The following is a 17,856-nucleotide window of genomic DNA, read 5'->3' on the forward strand; positions in this document are numbered from 1 at the left end:
GCAACCCGATAGTCTGCACGTAGAAAGTGCCCTCCGCCTGGACCGACAGAACCCCTCAGCAAGGTTCATCGTCCCAGGTCAGGAAGGCACTTTCGCGTTTCCGACCCCATAACCAGCCGTCCCCAAGCGAAACGGCGAGGCTAGGGGCTGACTTCGAAGTCTGTCTTGGATCTAGAGGGTCGGTGCGGTATTTCAGAGTTCCGCCGCTGCCTCCCGCAGGTACATCTCCAGCCGTCTGATCGATGCGGTCACGCCTTTCGTATCGAGCCGGCAGGTGTAGAGACGACGGACGAGTGTCGGCTGCCGCATGGGCAGAACCACGACGCTCGGCGGAGCGTCCAACAGCAACAACCGCGGCAGCAGCGCGACACCGAGACCCGCCGCGACGAGATTGAGCGCGGTGCGGAAGTCCATGCCATCGAAGTCCAAACGATGTCCGCTTCCCCGGTCGCCGTCGACGGGTGAGGCTGCCAAGTCGCGGAAGTCGACAGCGGTGTTGATCCATGCGTCCGACGGCAGGTCGGCTGGGGTGACACTGTCAGCTCCGGACAGGGGATGACCGACGGGAACGACGACCATGATCGGATCGTCCATGAGCTGCTCTTGCATGAGCCCGGCGGGCACTGGCCCGGGAGCGTGTTCGTAGTCGAAGGTGATGGCCAGGTCGATCTCTCCCCGGAACAGCAGCGCATGCGTTTCGCGCTGCTCAAGTTCACGGAGTGTGATGTGAACGGCCGGATGGGTCGCACGCAGGCGTGCGAACGCGGGAGGGACGATGGAGGCTGCCGCCGAGATGAACGCGCCGAGCCGCACCTCGCCGCCGGTTCCGTCCGCGAGCGCCGCGAGCTCGGTGGCAGCGCGACTCATCGACACGCTGATCGCGGCCTCGGTGTCGAGAAGGACCTGCCCGGCCTCGGTCGCACGGACGGGCCGCCGGACCACGACTCGCGCACCGACCCGTCGTTCCAGTTCCGCAACCTGCTGCGAGACCGCGGACTGGGTGTAGCCCAGCTCCTCTGCGGCAGCGGCGAACGAGCCGAGCCGCACGACAGCCGCAAGGGTCACCAGATGCCGCGGATCGAACAACCAAGACATGGAGGTAAGGATAACTTATCGACCAAGAAGAGATCATTGTTTGCGCTAATCCAGGGACGTGGCCGACGCTGGGCGCATGGACTTCACGCAATTCGACACCGCGATCAACAAACTCCCCCGATGCCGGGTCGGGTTCTACCCCACTCCGTTCCACGCCTTGTCCAACCTGTCGGCGGCGTACGGGATCAACCTCTTCATGAAGCGCGAGGACCTGGCAGGACCTAGTGCGATCAGCGGGAGCAAGATGCGCCTGGCCGAGTTCATCCTGGGGCGGGCCCTCGAAAACGGAGTGACACACGTCATCACCCAGGGCGAATACCTGACCAACTCGGGTCTGCAGTTCGCTGCCGCCTGCCTGAGCGTAGGAATCACGCCGATCCTGGTTCTGACGCGGAACGTATCCCGGCATGGTGAGCTCGGCGAGTTCCGCGGCAACTATCTGCTCAACAAGACGATGGGTGTCGAAACCCACGTCATCAACGTCAGCGGCAACGTCTGGCATTCTCCGGACGAGGCCGCGCGGATCACCGACGCCATCGCGGTGCGCAAGGCCGAACTTGAAGCGCAGGGGCACGAGGTCCTTGTTGTCGCGACCGGTGGTGCGCACCCCGACGGCTTCATCGCGCACGCCCTGACGTTCCGGGAGATGCTTGAACAGTCCGATGCCGCAGGGGTCGAGCTCGACTACGTCCACCACACGATCGGCACCGGGACCGCGCTACCGGGGATGCTGGCAGCCAAGCTGAGTCTGGGACACCCGGTGAAGTTCCGGTCGATCGCCATCCAGAGGTTCAACGACGGAGACCGGATGAACCCCGGCGTGATTGTCGAACGAACCAAGGCGGTGCTGGCCACTTTGGGCGCGCCCGTACCCGACGACGCGACGATCCGCGCCGAGATCGACATCGACCAGCGCTTCATCGGCGAGGACTACGCCGTCGCGTCCGCCGAAAGCACAGCAGCCATCCGCGAGCTGGCCCGAGCAGAGGGCGTCTTCGTCGGCCCCGTCTACACCGGCAAGGGACTCGCAGGATTGCTCGACCATGCCCGCAGCGGGCGGATCCCCGTCGACAGCAACGTCGCGTTCCTGCACACCGGAGACACCGGCAACCTGTTCGAAATTCCCCAAGTCGTCGGCCACATCACCGACTGAGCCCGCAGCCCATCGGAAGTGCGCCGGGCCGACGGGTGAACCGCAAGGGCGTCGCCCGCGTGATGCCACCAGCCCCTTGAGCGGGCGGGGCGAACCTGGTCTTCCAGGTCATGTTCGCGGCGGTCACGACCAGGCACAGCAGCCAGCCCTCGGTGTCCACGGCGATAGCGGCAGGCCGCGGCCGTTCCACCGCTCGAAGAACGCGCATACCGTCTCCCACGGCGGGAAATCGACGGGGAGAGGGAGGGCACGCCACTCCACCCCGTGCTTCACCACATCGGCAACCGCGTCGCACATCGCCCGCAGGTCATGTACCAATCGGCCGGCCAACGGCAACGGTAGGTCCCTCATTACCTGGCGTGCCCACGGCTCGGTACAGACCCCTGCTTATCGGTCAGGTCTGACGGGTAGCGCGGCACGCGGTCATGGCACAATACGGGCCGCCCCAGGACAGGGGGCGGCCGTAGCCGTGGAGACCCCTCGCGCAGGAGCAGGGGTCGGTGATCACCGAGGTCGCCTTGTGGGGCCACCGATCGCGGTGAGGGTGACGATGATGGCGATCAGGTAGCCGGTAGCGGCGAGGATCATGGCAGCCGCAGGTGCGGCAGGTCCGGGCCTGCCGCACCGGGCCGCTGCAACGCGGTGCTGCCGAGCAGGGCGATGCCGAGCGCTCCCCGGTCTGGCGCGCGGCGTTGAGGGTAGCGGCTCCGAGTCCGGTCTGCTGCGGCCGGAGCCCGGCCAGCGCGACCCCTGTCATCGCGGGCATGCACAGGCCGACACAGCCCGTGATCGCGCCGAAGACCGCCAGCGCCACCGTCCCCGAGTGGTCGCCGCAGGCGGCCAGCAGGCACGTGCCGAGCAGCCCGCCGGACAGCCCGAGCGCCATGGGCAGCCGGGGGCCGAACCTGCTGGTGACGCGACCGGAGAACAGGGCGCCGAGCGCGGTCACCGCGGTCAGCGGCAGCAGTGCCACGCCGGTGACCGCGGCGGACTGGCGCAGCGTGCGCTCCAGAAAAATGGTGATGCAGAACAGCACGCCGTAGAGACCGAAATTGAACAGCAGCCCGACTCCGGTCGCACCGCTGAATGCGCTGCTCCTGAACAGCGCCGGCGGCAGCATCGGCTCGCTGACACGGTGCTCGGTCACCACGAAGCAGGCTCCCAGTGCCACGGCGACGGCCAGCAGGCCTAGCACGAGCGGCGAGCTCCAGCCCAGCGTCGACGGCATGGTCAGTGACGCGGTCAACGCGACAAGGGAGGCGACGGCAAGCAGCTGGCCAGGCAGATCGGGCCGGGTCGCGGCGTGGCGCGGAATCTCCGAGGTGCGCGCAGCCTCCACCGTGGCGCGCACGCCGAGCGCTCCGGCGGCTGGTCGAAGGTCCGCGCCCACGACACCGCGGAGGGCCTCATCGCGGGAGTCACCGGCCGCCCGGGCGCGCCGACGACGCTGCTCCTCGGCCGCCGCGGCCGGGCCGGGCGCCTGCACCTGGTCGCTCGCACCACGCCGCTGTCGGCCGCCGACCGCGCCCACCTCGGCCCGCTGCTGTCCCCGGCCGGGCCCGAACGGCGTCACCTTCAGCGCGGCGTGGGGATCGCGGGACCCGCTGGCGTTCACGGGTGCCCGCTACGATGCTGCGTCCCGTGTGCGGGCGAGCAGGTGCAGGTGTGTGATGGCCATGTCGATCGCGGAAGCCATCGGCGTGACGTCGCGGGAGGTCTGCGCGAGGAGGTATCCGCCCTGGACGGCCGCCACGAATCCCGTAGCAAGTTGGGCCACGGCGGCGTCCTGCGGGATGACGCCTTCCCGCTGGAACCGGCGAAGGAGGTCTTCGAAGAGTTCTTGCCACGTGGTGAACAGGTCTTGGAGCTTCCCGCGCGCGACCGAGTCCTGATCGGAGACCTCGTTTGCCAGGGAGCCCAACGCGCACCCGTACCGGCCCTCTTCCAGGGCATTGTGCGTGACGAGCGCGTCCCGCCAGCGTCGTAGGCCCGCGAACGTTCTCACCTTCTCCAGGCGTTCTCGCTCGCCGGTTATGGTTTGCTCGCCGACAAGTTCGATCACTGACCGCACGAGCGCCGGCTTGTCTTCGAAGTGTCGGTACAGCTGTGATTTGCTGACCGCGCTCGCTGAGACGACATCGTCCAGAGTCGTTGCGCCGACTCCACGCACGCGCATCAGATCGGCGGCAGTGGCGACGATGCGGGACCTCGTCTTCGCCCCGCGCGCCGTCAGCTGCCCAGCTGCGGCTATCTGCGCGTTCTCCTCCACATCACGATGGTACGGACATGACGCCGCACGAGGTGTCGAGCTATGTGCGCTGAGCGCGAGGACGTGGTGGCCATCGGGCCGAATCTGGACGATGCCGTCTCGATTGGCCTAATGACCGTGCCCTTGAGGCCTCCCGCCGGTCCTGGTATGCGTTGCGCTCTGCGCGGCGTTGACCTGTGCGTTCTCGTCATCAGGCGGCCTGCGTTTGTCGGGCAGTGCCCCCATCACTAGTCTGGACGAAGTCGTCCAGTTGCAACTGGTTCACACAAGCCGTGCAGGCCAAGACCGGATACAGGTGGGGTGCCCGATGAAGGCGGTTGTGGTCACGGATCAGACCGCGGGAACGGCGGGGATGACGCTGACCGAGCGTCCTGAGCCGGAGCCAGCGGGCAACGATGTGCTCGTGGAGGTTCACGCGTCGGGATTCACCCCGGGTGAGCTGGAGTGGCCGTCGAGCTGGACTGATCGCCTCGACCGTGACCGGACGCCGTCAGTCCCCGGGCACGAGCTGGCTGGCGTGGTCAGCGCTCTCGGTTACGGAACGACGGGCCTGTCTGTGGGGCAGCGCGTCTTCGGCCTCACCGACTGGACTCGTGACGGCACCCTTGCGCAGTACGCGGCCGTGGAGGCGCGCAACCTCGCGCCGCTGCCGGGTGACGTTGACTTCACGGTCGGCGCGAGCCTGCCGATCTCGGGCCTGACCGCTTGGCAGGGACTGTTCGAGCACGGCCGTCTCCTGTCGGGCCAGAGTGTCCTGGTGCACGGCGCGGCCGGCGGGGTCGGATCGATGGTGACCCAGCTCGCGCGCGAGGCCGGTGCGTACGTCATTGGCACCGGGCGCGCTGCCGATCGTCAGACGGCGCTCGACTTCGGCGCGAAGGAGTTCGTCGACCTCGGCAACGACGCGCTGGAAGATGTCGGCGGAGTCGACCTGGTATTCGACGTGATCGGCGGCGACATCGGGACACGTTCGGCACGGCTGGTACGAGCCGGAGGAACGCTGGTGACGATCGCCGGCCCGCCGGAGGCGCGGCCCGCTGAGGGCCTGGCGGTCGACTTCGTTGTGGTCTCCGACCGCACCCAACTGGGCGAGATCGCCCAGCGGGTGCGGGACGGACGCCTGCGAACGGTCATCGGCAACGTCGCGCCCCTCGATGATGCCGTGGCGGCGTTCAATCCGACCGAGCGGGCCAAGGGAAAGACGATCATCCAGGTTCGCCCATAAGAGCGCGGAGACCACGCAGACCCCATCACGCCGCGACGGGGACGGACGAAGACTGACGCAGAGAGAGGCAGACAGATGAAAGCGATCGTGGTCACGGACCCGGCTGCCGGAACCGCGGGGATGACGCTGACTGAGCGACCCGAACCGGACGCGGCGCTGCTCGCCAGTCTTGACGGCGCGAACTACGGCGATGTTGTCGTTGAAGTTCATGCGTCGGGTTTCACCGGAAACGAGCTGGAATGGCCCTCGACCTGGATCGATCGCCTCGGCCGGGACCGGACACCGTCGATCCCCGGTCACGAGGTGGCCGGAGTGGTCACCTCTCTCAGCTTCGGAACGACAGGGCTGTCGGTCGGACAGCGTGTGTTCGGCATCACGGACTGGACCCGCGACGGCACCCTTGCCCAGTACGTCGTCGTCGAGGCGCGCAACCTCGCGCCGCTGCCCGGTGACGTCGACTTCACGGTGGGCGCGAGCGTCGCGATGACGGGCCTGACTGCTTGGCAAGGGCTGTTCGAGCACGGTCACCTCTCGGCGGGGCAGAGCGTGCTCGTGCACGGCGCCGCCGGCGCGGTCGGTTCGATGGCGGCACAGTTCGCACGCGAGGCCGGTGCGTACGTCATCGGCACCGGACGCGCTGCCCACCGCCAGGACGCACTCGACTTCGGCACGCACCAGTTCGTCGACCTGGAGAACGACACGCTGGAAGACGTCGGCGGAGTCGACTTGGTCTTCGACGTCTTCGGCGGTGACATCGGGGCACGATCGGCGCGGCTGGTGCGAGCCGGAGGAACATTCGTCACGGTCACCGGTCCGCCGGAGGTGCGGCCGGCCAACGGCCTGTCGGTCGACTTCGTTGTGGTCTCCGACCGCACCCAACTGGCCGAGATCGCCCGGCGGGTGCAGGACGGACGTCTGCGTACGCACATCGGCCAGGTCGCGAGCCTCGACGATGCTGTCGCTGCCTTCAACCCGACCCAGAAGATCAACGGGAAGACGATCATCCGCGTGCGGTGAGGCCGCCGCGTTCGCGTGCGTCGTCCTTAACGATGCGGCGCCACTTCGTGCCCAGCGCCTCGTAGACGAGCTTGTCGCCATAGCGCTTGGTATCCCTCGTGAATCCCGACACCGGCGCAGTGTCCCACCGGGCCGGTGTCGGCCGCAGCCGTCTGTCACTCGTACGAGGTCGAGGTCTGGCCCTCGGTTCGGCGGGCCGGGACGAACCCGAGCCCGCTCCGGTACCACGTCCCGCTCGGGCGCACCCATGAGCCCGAGCGGCGAAGCAGCACGTGCGTTCCTGGTCGGCGGGGAGGGGCTCGATCATCGCTGCTCGGGCTCCGATCTCCAGGGGTGGTGTCCGTCCTGCAGGTACCGTGGTCGCCCGTCCTGCAAGAACTGCACCGTGGCCTCCAGCAGGTGCGACGTTCGTCCCTCCGCCGAGGCGCCCTTGAGACCGGCGGTCACATGGATATGGGGGGCCAGCCTGTCTTCCTCCACGTTCCAGGCCAGCGTTCCGTGGCCGAGGGCTTCCAGGTACTCCACCTTGACGTCGTCCCACAGCGGCTCGTCCGGCTTTTCCAAGGGCCCGCACGTGGCTACCAGACGGGCGAATCGGAAGCCGCCGAGGAAGGACACCCTGCCGGCCTTAACACTCTGCGTCGTGCAGAACTCGGCCAGCCCCTTGTAGAAGTCCTCGCCGTGGTCGAGGACTACGGTGAAGGTCCTGCCGGGGGTGGTCTGTGCGAAGCGCATGGCCATGCCTCCATAAGGTCGTCAGGAACTGTGCGCGTTGAAGTCCTCGGCGAGATCATCAGGACCGATCCCTGCAGCCAACAGCGCGTACAGAAGCAGACGTGCCTTGGGCGGGTCGAGCCGGCCGGCGCTGATCAGGCCACGGGAAAGCAGATAGCGCTCGGATCCCGGGAAGTCGTAGGTGTTTGCGAGAACGGAGCCGGCTCCGGTGCGCGAGGCGAGGACGACCGGGATCTCGCGGGCCAGAGAGACGAGGCGACCGCACCAGGACTCGGGTACGTGACCGGCGCCGAACGCCGCGACCACGAGACCGTCAACACGGTCCGTGAGCCCGTCGAGGAGCACGCCATTGCTGCCGAGGCTTGCGGTGACAATCTCGACGGTCGTCGTGCGGACGGGAAGGCCGAGGCCGGCTCGCGACGGGAAGGACCAGTTGAACCTGGCGACTCCTTCCAGCAGGTCCCCGATATGGCCGGCGTTGAGTGAGGCGAAGGCGAAGGTGCCAGTGGTGTGAGTTCGCGAAGCGGTCGGTGTATTTCGACCAGGCAGGGGACGTGGACTACTACGCCGAGGTATGGCGGCCTCCCCACCGCACGGCGGGCTCGGTGAGAAGTCTGGAGAAACGGACGGAGCAATCCCGGAACCGCACTCCGGGCCTGGTCAGCCAATCTACTGATCAATGAGAGTCGCTACGAATTTGTAACAAGATCTTGTTGAGGTGCCCTGGTCGGGCGTAACCGATGTGATGATCCGGCCGTTTGCGTCGTGTGACGACTCGGCCGTGGATCGTGGACGACGACTTCTGGGCACGGATCGAACCGCTGCTGCCGCCCTGGCCCGAGCGGTCACCAGGGCCGAAACCGGTACCAGACCGGCTGTGCCTGCAGGGCATCTTGTACGTCTTGTGTCAGGACATCGCCTGGCAACTCCTGCCGCTGGAGCTCGGTTTCGGCTCCGGACAGACCTGTTGGCGACGTCTGGACCGCTGGCAGAAGGCCGGAGTCTTCGAGCAACTGCACCGTATCCTGCTCGCCGAACTGCACGCGGCCGGCGAACTCGACTGGACGCGCGCGTGCGTGGACGGCTCTCACGTCCGCGCGAAAAAGGGGGTGCCGCAACCGGTCCGTCGCCGGTCGACCGGCGGAAGACAGGCAGCAAACACCACTTGATCTGCGACGGGCGCGGCACCCCGCTCCGGGTCATCACAACTGCCGCCAACGTCAATGACATCACCCAGACCCTCAACCTGGTCGACGGCATCCCGCCCGTCGCCGGACGGACCGGCCGCCCACGAAGGCGACCCGAGTCCGTCCTGGGCGACAAGGCGTACGACTCATGCGCTGTGCGCCGTGAACTTCGGTGCCGCCGGATCCTGCCGGTGATCTCCCGCAGGGGCGCCCCGAACATAAAGGGCTTGGGCAAGCTCCGCTACGTTGTCGAGCGGACCTTCGCCCTGCTGCACCAGTTCAAGCGCCTGGCCGTGCGGTGGGAGCGACGCCTCGACCTCCACAATGCCTTCGTCTCGCTGGGCTGCGGCCTCATCTGCTGGCGACGGCTCAAGAGGGCTGCCGGACCATGATCGCAGAAGCCCCCGTGGAGGCAAGTTCCCTTGTAGAAGGCGGTGAGTGCGTCGGGGCACCCTCCACGCGCTCGCTACTTACCTGTGTCGTGCTCCGAACGATCCATGGTCGGCGGCTCGTTGTAGGTGATCTCGACCGGCGCGTTTGCCTCCGCCCGTGCGCGGTCCGACGCGGTCGCGATCTCCTCGTAGGTCCATTCCCTGTGCAGGCGCTCCCCGTGGGCATCGGTGATGTCGATGACCAGCCGGTCCACTCCTCGGCGTGCTGTTCGGGGACGAGTCCCAGTTCGTACGTAGCGTCCTGGAGGAGGGATTCGGTGACGCGTATGCCGGTGAGTCTCTCGGCCAGAGCGAGGACCGCCGCTTTCCGGTCGACGTCCGGGGCGCTCTCGTCGTGCTCTCCCTCGGGGGTAAGGGGGAAGCCGACTTCCCGCAGCAGGGGGACCAGTTCATCGGGGGTGTTGCCGTCGCGCGACGAGGGGCCCTCGAACGTCGTACGGAGCTCACCGTCCTCGAACCAGTGGAAGAGGTGGATGGGCTTGCCGCCGTTGGTCGAGTGCGCCACGACCCGGCCGCCCTTCGACAGCGTTTCCACGCTCGTGCCCGCGATCCCCAGGCCACCGTCGAAGCCGAGGACGAGTGTCCAGTCGCCGTTCTCGCCCGGAGTGCTGAAGGCGCCCGCGACGTAGGACTCGTCCCAGTAGTCGTAGTCCACCTCGGCGCGGTGGGCGTCGTCCGCCTCGATCAGCCCGGCCGTTCCCTCCCCGGTGCCGCGCGGTTCCGCCTCCATCGCGCGCAGCACCTCGCGCGGGGTCCGCCCCCGTATCAATGTCAGGGTGTATCCGCTCTCCATCGCGTGGCGGAAGAGCGGCGAGGTGCGGATCCAGGCGAAGTCGTGCGCGGTCACCAAGTTCATACGGCGCAGTGTGCCTGATGCCCCTGACAACGCCCGGTGCAAGCCGGTTCTTACAGCTGGCACTGGTCCTCGGGTCGCGCCGAGTCCGTGTCAGCAACATGATCCTGTTACGAGCTCTACGTGAGCGAGCTGACGATCGAGCACGAGACCGCCCAGGAGTCGGCAGGTGGTGCGATGCCGTCGGCTGCGCTGGATGAACAGCTCGTCGCGATGCTGGGCGACCGGGCCCGCAGCGAGGGCCTGCAACTGACCAGTGGGGGTGGGCTGGTGCAGTAGCTGACCAAGCGGGCGCTGGAGTCCGTTTCGGATATTTTCACAGCTCAGGGGCCGTCTTCGGATGGCCCCTGACGCGTTTTCCGGGAGTGCTCGCTGCTCGCCGTGGCGGCCGTCGTGGGGTTCTCCCGCGCGAGGCGCGGGACCAGGGTGCGGATGGAACGCACGGTCCGCGGCCGTCCCGGGCGCTTCGGCCGGGATATGGCGGCGTGCGCTTGGGCGGTCCGGGTGGGGCGGCTGGGGGCGGAGTGGGCTGTGAGGGCTTTACCGGAACGTAACTCACGTGTCTGGTTCTCGTCGGCGTGTCGTGGTTACAGTGATGCCCACCTATTAATCTCAGCGTGAGAAGAATTGTGGCAACTACTTCACTTCCCCGCGCCTCCAACCGCAGCGCCGTGCTCTCGGCCCTGCTGTCGGGCGTCGAGATGGACCGTCAGCAACTCATCGCCGACACCGGTCTCAGCCGTGCGACGGTGTTTCGTATCGTCGACGAGCTGATGGCCGACGGCCTGGTCCGCGAGGGCCGGCGGCTGCTGCGCGAGGGACCCGGCAGGCAGTCCGTCTCCGTCGGATTCAACGGCCGCTCCGCCCTGGTGTGCGGTATCGACCTGGGTGGTACCAACTGCCGCATCGTGGTGGCGGACGCGCTGGGCCGGGCCGTGATCAGGAGCCGGGACAGGACACCGCGTGCGGCGGGCGCCGACTCTCTCGCCGGGTGGGTGGCCGGCCGGGTCACGGATCTGGTCGCCCGCCACGGTGGTGGCGCGCCTCTGCACACGGTCACCATCGGCCTGCCCGGTGTGGTGACCGGCGACGGGCGTTCTGTCGCCGCCTCGCACAACCTCGGCCAGATCACGGGCACCGCGTTCATCGAGACCGTATCCCGGCTGATCGGTGTGCCCACCGTGGTGGGCAACGACTCCAACCTCGCCCTGCTGGGCGAACTCCAGTACGGATTCCTCCCGGAGCGAGAGACGGCAGTGCTGCTCGCCATGGGCACCGGCCTCGGCTCCGCCGTCTCCTTCGACGGCCATGTGAGGGCCGGCAGGTCGGGGCTGCTGGGCGAGTTCGGCCGTCTGCCGCTGCCAGGACGCGGCGAGCGGCTGCGTGATCTGCTCTCCGGCGCCGGGCTGGTGGCGTACGCCCGCAGCCGGGGGGTCGATGTGCCCAGGGCGCAGGCCCTGTTCTCGGATCCGGCCACGTACGCGGGGCTGCTGGAGGAGGTCCACGAGGCGCTGGCCCATCTCGTCACGGTCGTCTCGCTCGCCTATGAGCCCGCGACGGTCGTTCTCACCGGCGGCTTTTCCGAGTCGTTCGACGCGGGCCGACTGGAGGCGATCAGCGACCAGGTCGCCGGGAGCGTGGGCGTGCGCAGTGTGGTCAGGAAATCCGATCTCGGTGACTCGGCGGGGCTGCTGGGCGCGATGGCGTCCTCGCTGGGCCGGCTCTACGACTCGCTCGGCATCAGCGCCGAGCACATGGCTTCGATCGACGTCGACCGTGAACTGGTCACGGGGCGGCTCGCCGAATCCCCGGCGACCAGCCACAACGGCCACAGGACAGAAGGGTGAGGACAATGAACCGATCAGGGTGGCGGTGCGCGCTCGCGGCACTTCCCGTCATGGCGCTCGCGCTGACAGGGTGTGGCGGCTCGGGCGGCGGTACCAGCGCCGAATCCGACAACAAGCTGACGGTCTGGGTGATGACCGGCGGCCCCGGGGACAGTCCGCTGATCAAGTCCGTCAACGCCGAGTTCGCCAAGAAGTACCCGGACATGACGGTGGACGTCCAGGTCCAGCAGTGGGACGGGGCCGCGACCAAGATCACGACGGCGCTGGCGAGCGGAAACCCGCCGGACATCGTGGAGATGGGCAACACCCAGACCCCGCTGCAGACCTACTCGGGCGGGCTCGCCGATCTCACCGGTGACCAGCAGTCCTTCGAGGGCTCGGGCGGCTGGCTCGCCGGCCTGGCGGACCCCTCCGAGTACAACGGCAAGCTGTACGCGGTGCCGCTGTACGGCGGCACCAAGGTCGTTATGTACAACAAGAAGATGTTCGCGGACGCGGGCATCGAGCAGCCGCCGAAGACCATCGAGGAACTGCAGAAGGACTGCGGGAGCCTCGCGGGGGCCAACATGGGGACGGCGAACTTCTCGGGGTTCTATCTGCCGGGCCAGTACTGGTTCAACGGCATGCCGTTCATATTCGCCAAGGGCGGCACGGTCGCCTCCAAGAAGGACGGCAAGTGGCAGGCCGAGATGGCCTCGCCCCAGAACCAGGCGGGCCTCGCGGCCTGGCGCACATTTCAGAACACCTGCTCCACCAAGTCGTCCATCGGCGTCAACACCGACAGTCCCGACCAGGACCAGTTGTTCGCCGACGGCAAGGCCGCCATGGTGTACGTCAAAGCGTGGGAGCCGGCCGCCGTGCTGGAGAAGAACCCGAAGCTGAAGGACCATATCGGCTTCTTCGCGCTGCCCGGCTACACCGCCGACAAGACCATGCCGGTGATCGTCTCCGGGTCCACCATCGGCATAGCCGCCAACAGCCCTGACAAGAAGGCCGCCACCGACTGGCTGCGGATCATCACCGGCAAGCCGTTCCAGCAGGAGATGGCCCTCAAGCTCAATCTGCTGCCCATCTCGCCCGACTTCACCCCGGCCGGTGTGCCCGAGCAGCTCACCGTGGCTTCCCGGGCCAGCAAGATCAGCCAGCCGCTGCCGGGCAGCCCGGGTGAGGCGACGCTGGAGACCGAGCGGTACAACGAGCAGTTCTTCTCGCAGATCGCGCGCGGCGCCGACATCGCCAAGGCATCGGCCGCCTATGACAAGCACGCCACCGACGCCTTCAACTCGCTCAGCGACTAGCACCTTCCTGGGGCCCCCATGGCAATGACTGACAAGCGCAGCCCAAGCCGCCCGGCGGCCGGGTCCGCCTCCCGGCCAACAGGCCGGCGGAGCCGGGCCGCCGGGACGCGGGCGCTGCCCTGGGCGATGATCGCCCCCGCGCTGATCGCGCTGCTGCTGATCCAGGGCTATCCGCTGGTGCGGCTGCTCACCCTGTCCACGCAGGACTTCGGCCCCCGGTCCCTGTTCACCGGGCAGGCCGACTTCATCGGCCTGGACAACTTCATCCGTATCTTCTCCGACGCGGACTTCCGGGCCGTGCTGCTGCGCACAGTGGTCTTCACCGCCGTGTGTGTGGCGCTGCTGATGGCGGGCGGGTTCCTACTCGCGCATCTGCTGATGGGGATCTCGCCCTGGGCGAGGGTGCTCACCACCATCTGCCTGGTGCTGGTGTGGGCGATGCCGATGGTCGCGGCCACCCTCGTGTGGCAGTGGATGTACCAGCCGCAGTACGGCGTGGCGAACTGGCTGCTCACCAAGGTGAGGGTTTTCGGCGACCTCACCGCGTACGACTGGTTCTCCCACCCCACCCAGGCACTCGGTCTGATCATTCTGCTGACGGTGTGGAAGGGGCTGCCGTTCGTGGCGCTGACACTGTTCGCCGCGCGCGGTCAGATCTCCGAATCGCTCTATGAGGCGGCGCGGCTGGACGGGGCGGGCACACTCCAGACCTTCCGGCACATCACCGTGCCGATCATGCGGCCCGTGCTGGCGATTCTGACCATCCTCGAAGTGATCTGGTCGGTCAACTCGTTCACACCGACATGGGTGCTGACCCAGGGCGGCCCTGACGGGCAGACCACCACACTCGGTGTGTACGCGTACGTGACGGCCTTCAGCCGCAACGACTACGGCGGCGGCGCGTCCATCGCCGTGGTGACGGTCCTGATCCTCGCGGTGTTCTCCATCGCCTATGTCCGCAGGCTCGCCAAGCAGGGAGAGACGGCATGAGGGAGATGACACCGGCGCGGCGTAGGCGCACTGTCAACAACACGATCGCGGTGGCCGTCTCGGCGGTGATGGTCTTTCCCGTCTACTGGATGCTGGCGACCGCCCTCAAACAGCGTGGGAGCATCCTCAGCGCGGTACCGCAGTTCTTCCCTTGGCCCCTGAGTCTGGACAACTTCCGGCGGGCCCTTGACAAGCCGCACTTCTGGGTGTTCGTCCGCAACTCCCTGACCGTGACAGTGTCGTCGGTGGTTCTGTCGCTGGTGATCGCGCTGTTCGCGGCGATCGCCATCGCCCGTTTCCGGTTCGCCGGCCGCAGGGCGGTCCTGGTGATCCTGGTGCTGGTCCAGATGGTGCCGGCGGCGGCCATGGTCATCCCCGTCTATCTGATGCTGCGGTCCATCGGCGCGCTGGACTTGGTGCCCGGCCTGATCCTCACCTACATGACATTCGTGCTGCCGTTCACGATCTGGACGCTGCGCGGCTTCGTCGAGGGCGTCCCCGTCGAACTGGAGGAGGCGGCACTGGTCGACGGGTGCGGCAGATTCCAGATGTATGTGCGGGTGCTGCTGCCGCTGCTGATGCCGGGGATCGTCGCCACCTCGATCTTCGCCTTCGTCAACGCGTGGGACGACTATCTGTTCGCCTACGTGATCATGAAGTCGCAGAGCAACTACACCCTGCCGGTCTGGCTGGTGTCCTTCAAGACGGCCGAGAGCGTCGACTACGGCGCCATGATCGCCGCGTCGACGATCTTCTCCCTGCCCGTCCTTGTCTTCTTCCTTCTGGTACAGCGCCGCCTGGTCGGCGGTATGACCAGCGGCGCGGTCAAGGGATGACCGCGGCCGTCGACGCCCCTCGGGCGTCGGACTCGACATACGAAACGTGAGGACTCACCCCATGACGACTGAGCTGTCACAGCTTGCCCACGGCGTGCTCTTCCCCGCGCTGGGGCGGCGGACGGTGCCCAGATGGGCACGTGCCCGCGTCGCCCAAGGGCTCGGCGGCTTCGTCCTGTTCGGCAAGGACATCGCCTCCGCCGAGCAGATCAAGGAGCTGACCGGCGCGCTGCACGGCCTGCGTGAGCATGTCCTGCTCTCCATCGACGAGGAAGGCGGCGACGTCAACCGCCTGGAGCCGCACGGCGGGACATCCGTACCCGGCAACCACGCACTCGGCCGGCTGGACCGCCCCGAGCTCACCCGTGAGGCGGCCCACCAGATCGGACTCTCCCTCGTCGAGGCCGGTATCGACTGGGACCTGGCCCCCGCGGTGGACACCGCGGTCAACCCGTTCAGCCCCAACGGCATCCGCACCTTCGGCTCCGACCGCGCCCTGGTCGCCCGGCACGCGGCCGCCTGGGTCGAGGGCCTCCAGTCGGCAGGCGTCAGCGCCTGCGCCAAGCACTTTCCCGGACACGGGCTCAGCTCCGTCGACGCCCATCTGGGCACGCCCACCGTGGACCTGTCCCGCGAAGAACTCCTCGACCACTACCTCGACCCGTTCCGCGCGGCCATCGCCGCCGGTGTGGACAGCATCATGGTTTCCCATGTCCGCCTCACCCAGCTCGACGACGTGCCCGCCACCATCAGCCCCGCCGTGCTGAAGGGGCTGCTGCGCGGCGAACTCGGCTACGACGGTGTCGTCATCACCGATGCCCTGGAAATGCACGGCATCAGCGATGTGGTGAGCCTGCCCGAGGCCGCCGTACGGGCCATCGGCGCGGGCGCCGACGCCCTGTGCCTGGGGGCCTGGGCGTTCGGCGACGACGTCGATGCCGCCGCCACCGCGCTGGTTACCGCCGTTGAGGACGGCACCCTGCCCGAGGCGCGGCTGCGCGAGGCGAACGAGCGGATCGCCCGGCTCGGCACCCGGCCCCGCGCCACCGGCGCCGAACGGGACGACTCGGTGGGGGTACGGCTCGCATGGGACGCCACCGAGATCCACGGCAAGCCGGCACTGCGGGGCCGCCGGGCGCTGGCCGTACGGCTCGACCCCACCCATTCCCCCGCCCAGGGCGGAGCCGCCTGGGGCGTGGAGGAACCGCTGCGCGCGGCGGGCATCGAGGTGGAAACACTCGCCGTCAGTGGTGACACCTACAACGCAGAAGGAATCGTCAAGGCCGAGATCGGCTTGTTCCTCGATGAGTTCGGGCCCGACGCGGACGTCGTACTACAGGTACGCAGCCCGCACCGCTTCGATTGGCAGCGCCCTGTGCTGAACGAACTGGAGCGGCTCTATCCGGGGTGCGTAGTCGTCGACATGGGCGTGCCCGGCGACGACTTCAGCGGCTTTCGCGGCTGGGTACGCACTTTCGGAGCGTCACGCGTCTGCGCCCAGGCCGCGCTCCGCGTGCTGCTGGCCACGCCGTGAACCAAGAACACGGCGGAGCGGCTCCGGCTCCCGGTGCGCCCGCCACGGGTGGGGCACCGGGAGCCACCGGCGGCCCCGGGCGGCGGGCGGCGGGCGGTGGCGCCGAGACCGGAGGGCCGGGGAGGGGCGGTGAATCCGGCGCGGGCGGGGGACTGCTGCTGGTCAACGGACGGTTCCTCACGCCCGGCCGCGAGGAGGGCGCCGACTGGCTGCTGATCAGCGACGGGCGCATCCAGGACCTGGGGGTGGGCACGCCGCCGCCCGCCACCGACGCGGTGGACCTCGGCGGCCGCCTTGTCGTGCCCGGCTTCGTCGACGCGCACTGCCACGGCGGTGCCGGCCACTCCGTCTACACCGGTGATCCGGACGACGTACGCGCCGCCGCCGCGGGCCACCTGGCCCACGGCACCACCTCCATGCTGGCATCCGTGGCCACCATCGACCCGGCCGCGATGGAGGCCGCCGTACGCGCCATCGCCACCGTCATCGACGACGGATCCGCACCCAATCTCGTGGGCATCCACTTCGAGGGGCCGTTCCTGTCCCCCGAACGCCGCGGCGCCCAGACACCCACCGCCCTGCGCAGCCCTTGTGCGGACACGCTGGAACGGCTCCTGGCCGCCGCCGGCGGACACGCCGTATCCATGACCCTCGCCCCCGAACTCCCCGGCGCCCTCACCTTCATCCGGGAGCACGCCGGTGAGCTCGTTCTCTGCCTCGGCCACACCGACTCGTCCTCCGACACCTTCCAGCAGGCCACCGATCTCGGCGCACGGGCCGTCACCCATCTGTTCAACGCCATGCCGCCACTGCACCACCGCCGGCCCGGACCCGTGGCCACGGCACTGCTCGATCCACGGCTGGTGTGCGAACTGATCCTCGACGGCCACCATGTCGCCGACGACGCGGTGCGCATCGCACACCGTCTCGCGGGAGCGGACCGGCTGATGCTGGTCAGCGACGCCATGCCGGCGGCCGGAATGGACGACGGCACCTATCGCTTCGCCGACCGAGAGGTCACCGTCACGGACGGAGTCGCCCAGCTGCGGGGCACCAGCACCCTGGCCGGATCGACCCTGTTCGTCGCCGAAGCCTTCCGCAGAGCTGCCCGCGACCTCGGCCTCCCGCTCACGGACGCCGTACAGATGGCCGCCACCACGGCCGCCCGGCTGCTCGGCCTGACCGACCGCGGAACCCTGCGCGTCGGGCTCCGCGCGGACCTCGTCGAACTCGACGACGAACTGAGCCCCGCGCACGTCTGGCTCGCGGGGCAACGGCAGACAGCCGCCACCGGCGCCATCCGGGCATCACCCGATTCCCGACGAACGGGGTTCCGGTAACGACCGACACTCGTACCGGTGAGGT

The 17,856-nt window shown here is 68.3% G+C and carries 17 protein-coding genes and 1 pseudogene; 11 read left to right on the top strand and 7 right to left on the bottom strand.

Annotated elements, in window-relative coordinates:
* Positions 1 to 192: 192 nt before the first annotated feature.
* Complete coding sequence (locus ACIRQP_RS37620) at positions 193 to 1,086, bottom strand: LysR family transcriptional regulator (RefSeq protein ID WP_403898979.1); 894 nt, start codon at positions 1,084 to 1,086, stop codon at positions 193 to 195.
* 85 nt (positions 1,087 to 1,171) lie between these two features.
* Between ACIRQP_RS37620 and ACIRQP_RS37625 the strand changes: the two genes are divergently transcribed.
* On the top strand, positions 1,172 to 2,248 hold the full coding sequence (locus tag ACIRQP_RS37625; protein WP_403898982.1) for a 1-aminocyclopropane-1-carboxylate deaminase/D-cysteine desulfhydrase: 1,077 nt from the start codon (positions 1,172 to 1,174) through the stop codon (positions 2,246 to 2,248).
* 123 nt (positions 2,249 to 2,371) lie between these two features.
* Here the strand turns inward: ACIRQP_RS37625 and ACIRQP_RS37630 are convergent, their stop codons facing one another.
* Genes ACIRQP_RS37630 through ACIRQP_RS37640 form a run of 3 tightly spaced genes read right to left on the bottom strand, consistent with a single transcriptional unit; the run spans position 2,372 to position 4,517 of the window.
* Entirely contained in the window at positions 2,372 to 2,599 is a 228-nt protein-coding gene (locus ACIRQP_RS37630; protein WP_403898985.1) for a transposase, read from the bottom strand.
* Between the two features lie 43 nt (positions 2,600 to 2,642).
* A complete protein-coding gene (locus ACIRQP_RS37635; protein ID WP_403898988.1) occupies positions 2,643 to 3,863 on the bottom strand; it encodes a hypothetical protein in 1,221 nt (406 codons plus the stop codon).
* A gap of 9 nt (positions 3,864 to 3,872) precedes the next feature.
* Positions 3,873 to 4,517 (bottom strand): TetR/AcrR family transcriptional regulator, encoded by a 645-nt coding sequence (locus ACIRQP_RS37640; RefSeq protein ID WP_403898991.1) that lies wholly within the window; start codon positions 4,515 to 4,517, stop codon positions 3,873 to 3,875.
* Positions 4,518 to 4,824: 307 nt separating this feature from the next.
* On the opposite strand from ACIRQP_RS37640, the gene ACIRQP_RS37645 reads away from it, so the two are divergent.
* Positions 4,825 to 5,742, top strand: a complete 918-nt coding sequence (locus ACIRQP_RS37645; protein WP_403898993.1) for an NADP-dependent oxidoreductase — start codon at positions 4,825 to 4,827, stop codon at positions 5,740 to 5,742.
* Between the two features lie 75 nt (positions 5,743 to 5,817).
* Positions 5,818 to 6,759 carry an NADP-dependent oxidoreductase gene (locus ACIRQP_RS37650; protein ID WP_403898996.1) on the top strand — a complete coding sequence of 314 codons (942 nt, stop codon included), beginning with the start codon at positions 5,818 to 5,820 and terminating at the stop codon, positions 6,757 to 6,759.
* A gap of 303 nt (positions 6,760 to 7,062) precedes the next feature.
* Here the strand turns inward: ACIRQP_RS37650 and ACIRQP_RS37655 are convergent, their stop codons facing one another.
* Together ACIRQP_RS37655 and ACIRQP_RS37660 are read right to left on the bottom strand one after the other, a co-directional pair.
* Complete coding sequence (locus ACIRQP_RS37655) at positions 7,063 to 7,494, bottom strand: PPC domain-containing DNA-binding protein (RefSeq protein ID WP_403898999.1); 432 nt, start codon at positions 7,492 to 7,494, stop codon at positions 7,063 to 7,065.
* A 21-nt stretch (positions 7,495 to 7,515) separates the two neighbouring features.
* The gene (locus ACIRQP_RS37660; RefSeq protein WP_403899091.1) at positions 7,516 to 8,130 is read right to left on the bottom strand and encodes a hypothetical protein; all 615 of its coding nucleotides are present in this window, start codon (positions 8,128 to 8,130) and stop codon (positions 7,516 to 7,518) included.
* 149 nt (positions 8,131 to 8,279) lie between these two features.
* Here ACIRQP_RS37660 and ACIRQP_RS37665 point away from each other — a divergent pair.
* Positions 8,280 to 9,073, top strand: a protein-coding gene (locus ACIRQP_RS37665) for an IS5 family transposase (protein WP_403899093.1) whose coding sequence is annotated in 2 segments (ribosomal slippage) — positions 8,280 to 8,595 and positions 8,595 to 9,073 — 795 coding nt in all. Because the reading frame shifts where the segments join, the coding sequence is not laid out codon by codon here.
* A gap of 74 nt (positions 9,074 to 9,147) precedes the next feature.
* On the opposite strand, the pseudogene ACIRQP_RS37670 reads toward ACIRQP_RS37665, so the two are convergent.
* Positions 9,148 to 9,989: pseudogene (locus ACIRQP_RS37670) on the bottom strand (DUF6461 domain-containing protein).
* A 120-nt stretch (positions 9,990 to 10,109) separates the two neighbouring features.
* Between ACIRQP_RS37670 and ACIRQP_RS37675 the strand changes: the two are divergent.
* From ACIRQP_RS37675 to nagA, 7 genes are all read left to right on the top strand, one after another.
* Positions 10,110 to 10,265 (top strand): hypothetical protein, encoded by a 156-nt coding sequence (locus tag ACIRQP_RS37675; RefSeq protein ID WP_403899002.1) that lies wholly within the window; start codon positions 10,110 to 10,112, stop codon positions 10,263 to 10,265.
* A 350-nt stretch (positions 10,266 to 10,615) separates the two neighbouring features.
* Positions 10,616 to 11,833 (top strand): ROK family protein, encoded by a 1,218-nt coding sequence (locus tag ACIRQP_RS37680; RefSeq protein ID WP_403899005.1) that lies wholly within the window; start codon positions 10,616 to 10,618, stop codon positions 11,831 to 11,833.
* A gap of 5 nt (positions 11,834 to 11,838) precedes the next feature.
* Positions 11,839 to 13,131 (top strand): extracellular solute-binding protein, encoded by a 1,293-nt coding sequence (locus ACIRQP_RS37685; protein ID WP_403899007.1) that lies wholly within the window; start codon positions 11,839 to 11,841, stop codon positions 13,129 to 13,131.
* An 18-nt stretch (positions 13,132 to 13,149) separates the two neighbouring features.
* The gene (locus ACIRQP_RS37690; protein WP_403899010.1) at positions 13,150 to 14,121 is read left to right on the top strand and encodes a carbohydrate ABC transporter permease; all 972 of its coding nucleotides are present in this window, start codon (positions 13,150 to 13,152) and stop codon (positions 14,119 to 14,121) included.
* Positions 14,118 to 14,957, top strand: a complete 840-nt coding sequence (locus ACIRQP_RS37695; RefSeq protein ID WP_403899013.1) for a carbohydrate ABC transporter permease — start codon at positions 14,118 to 14,120, stop codon at positions 14,955 to 14,957. Before ACIRQP_RS37690 ends, ACIRQP_RS37695 begins: the two co-directional genes overlap by 4 nt.
* Positions 14,958 to 15,018: 61 nt before the next feature.
* Entirely contained in the window at positions 15,019 to 16,491 is a 1,473-nt protein-coding gene (locus ACIRQP_RS37700; protein ID WP_403899016.1) for a glycoside hydrolase family 3 protein, read from the top strand.
* Positions 16,488 to 17,831, top strand: a complete 1,344-nt coding sequence (gene nagA, locus ACIRQP_RS37705) for an N-acetylglucosamine-6-phosphate deacetylase (RefSeq protein WP_403899019.1) — start codon at positions 16,488 to 16,490, stop codon at positions 17,829 to 17,831. Before ACIRQP_RS37700 ends, nagA begins: the two co-directional genes overlap by 4 nt.
* Positions 17,832 to 17,856: the final 25 nt, after the last annotated feature.

The organism is Streptomyces sp. NPDC102274, assembly GCF_044766385.1.
In the GTDB taxonomy this organism is placed as follows: Bacteria; Actinomycetota; Actinomycetes; order Streptomycetales; family Streptomycetaceae; genus Streptomyces.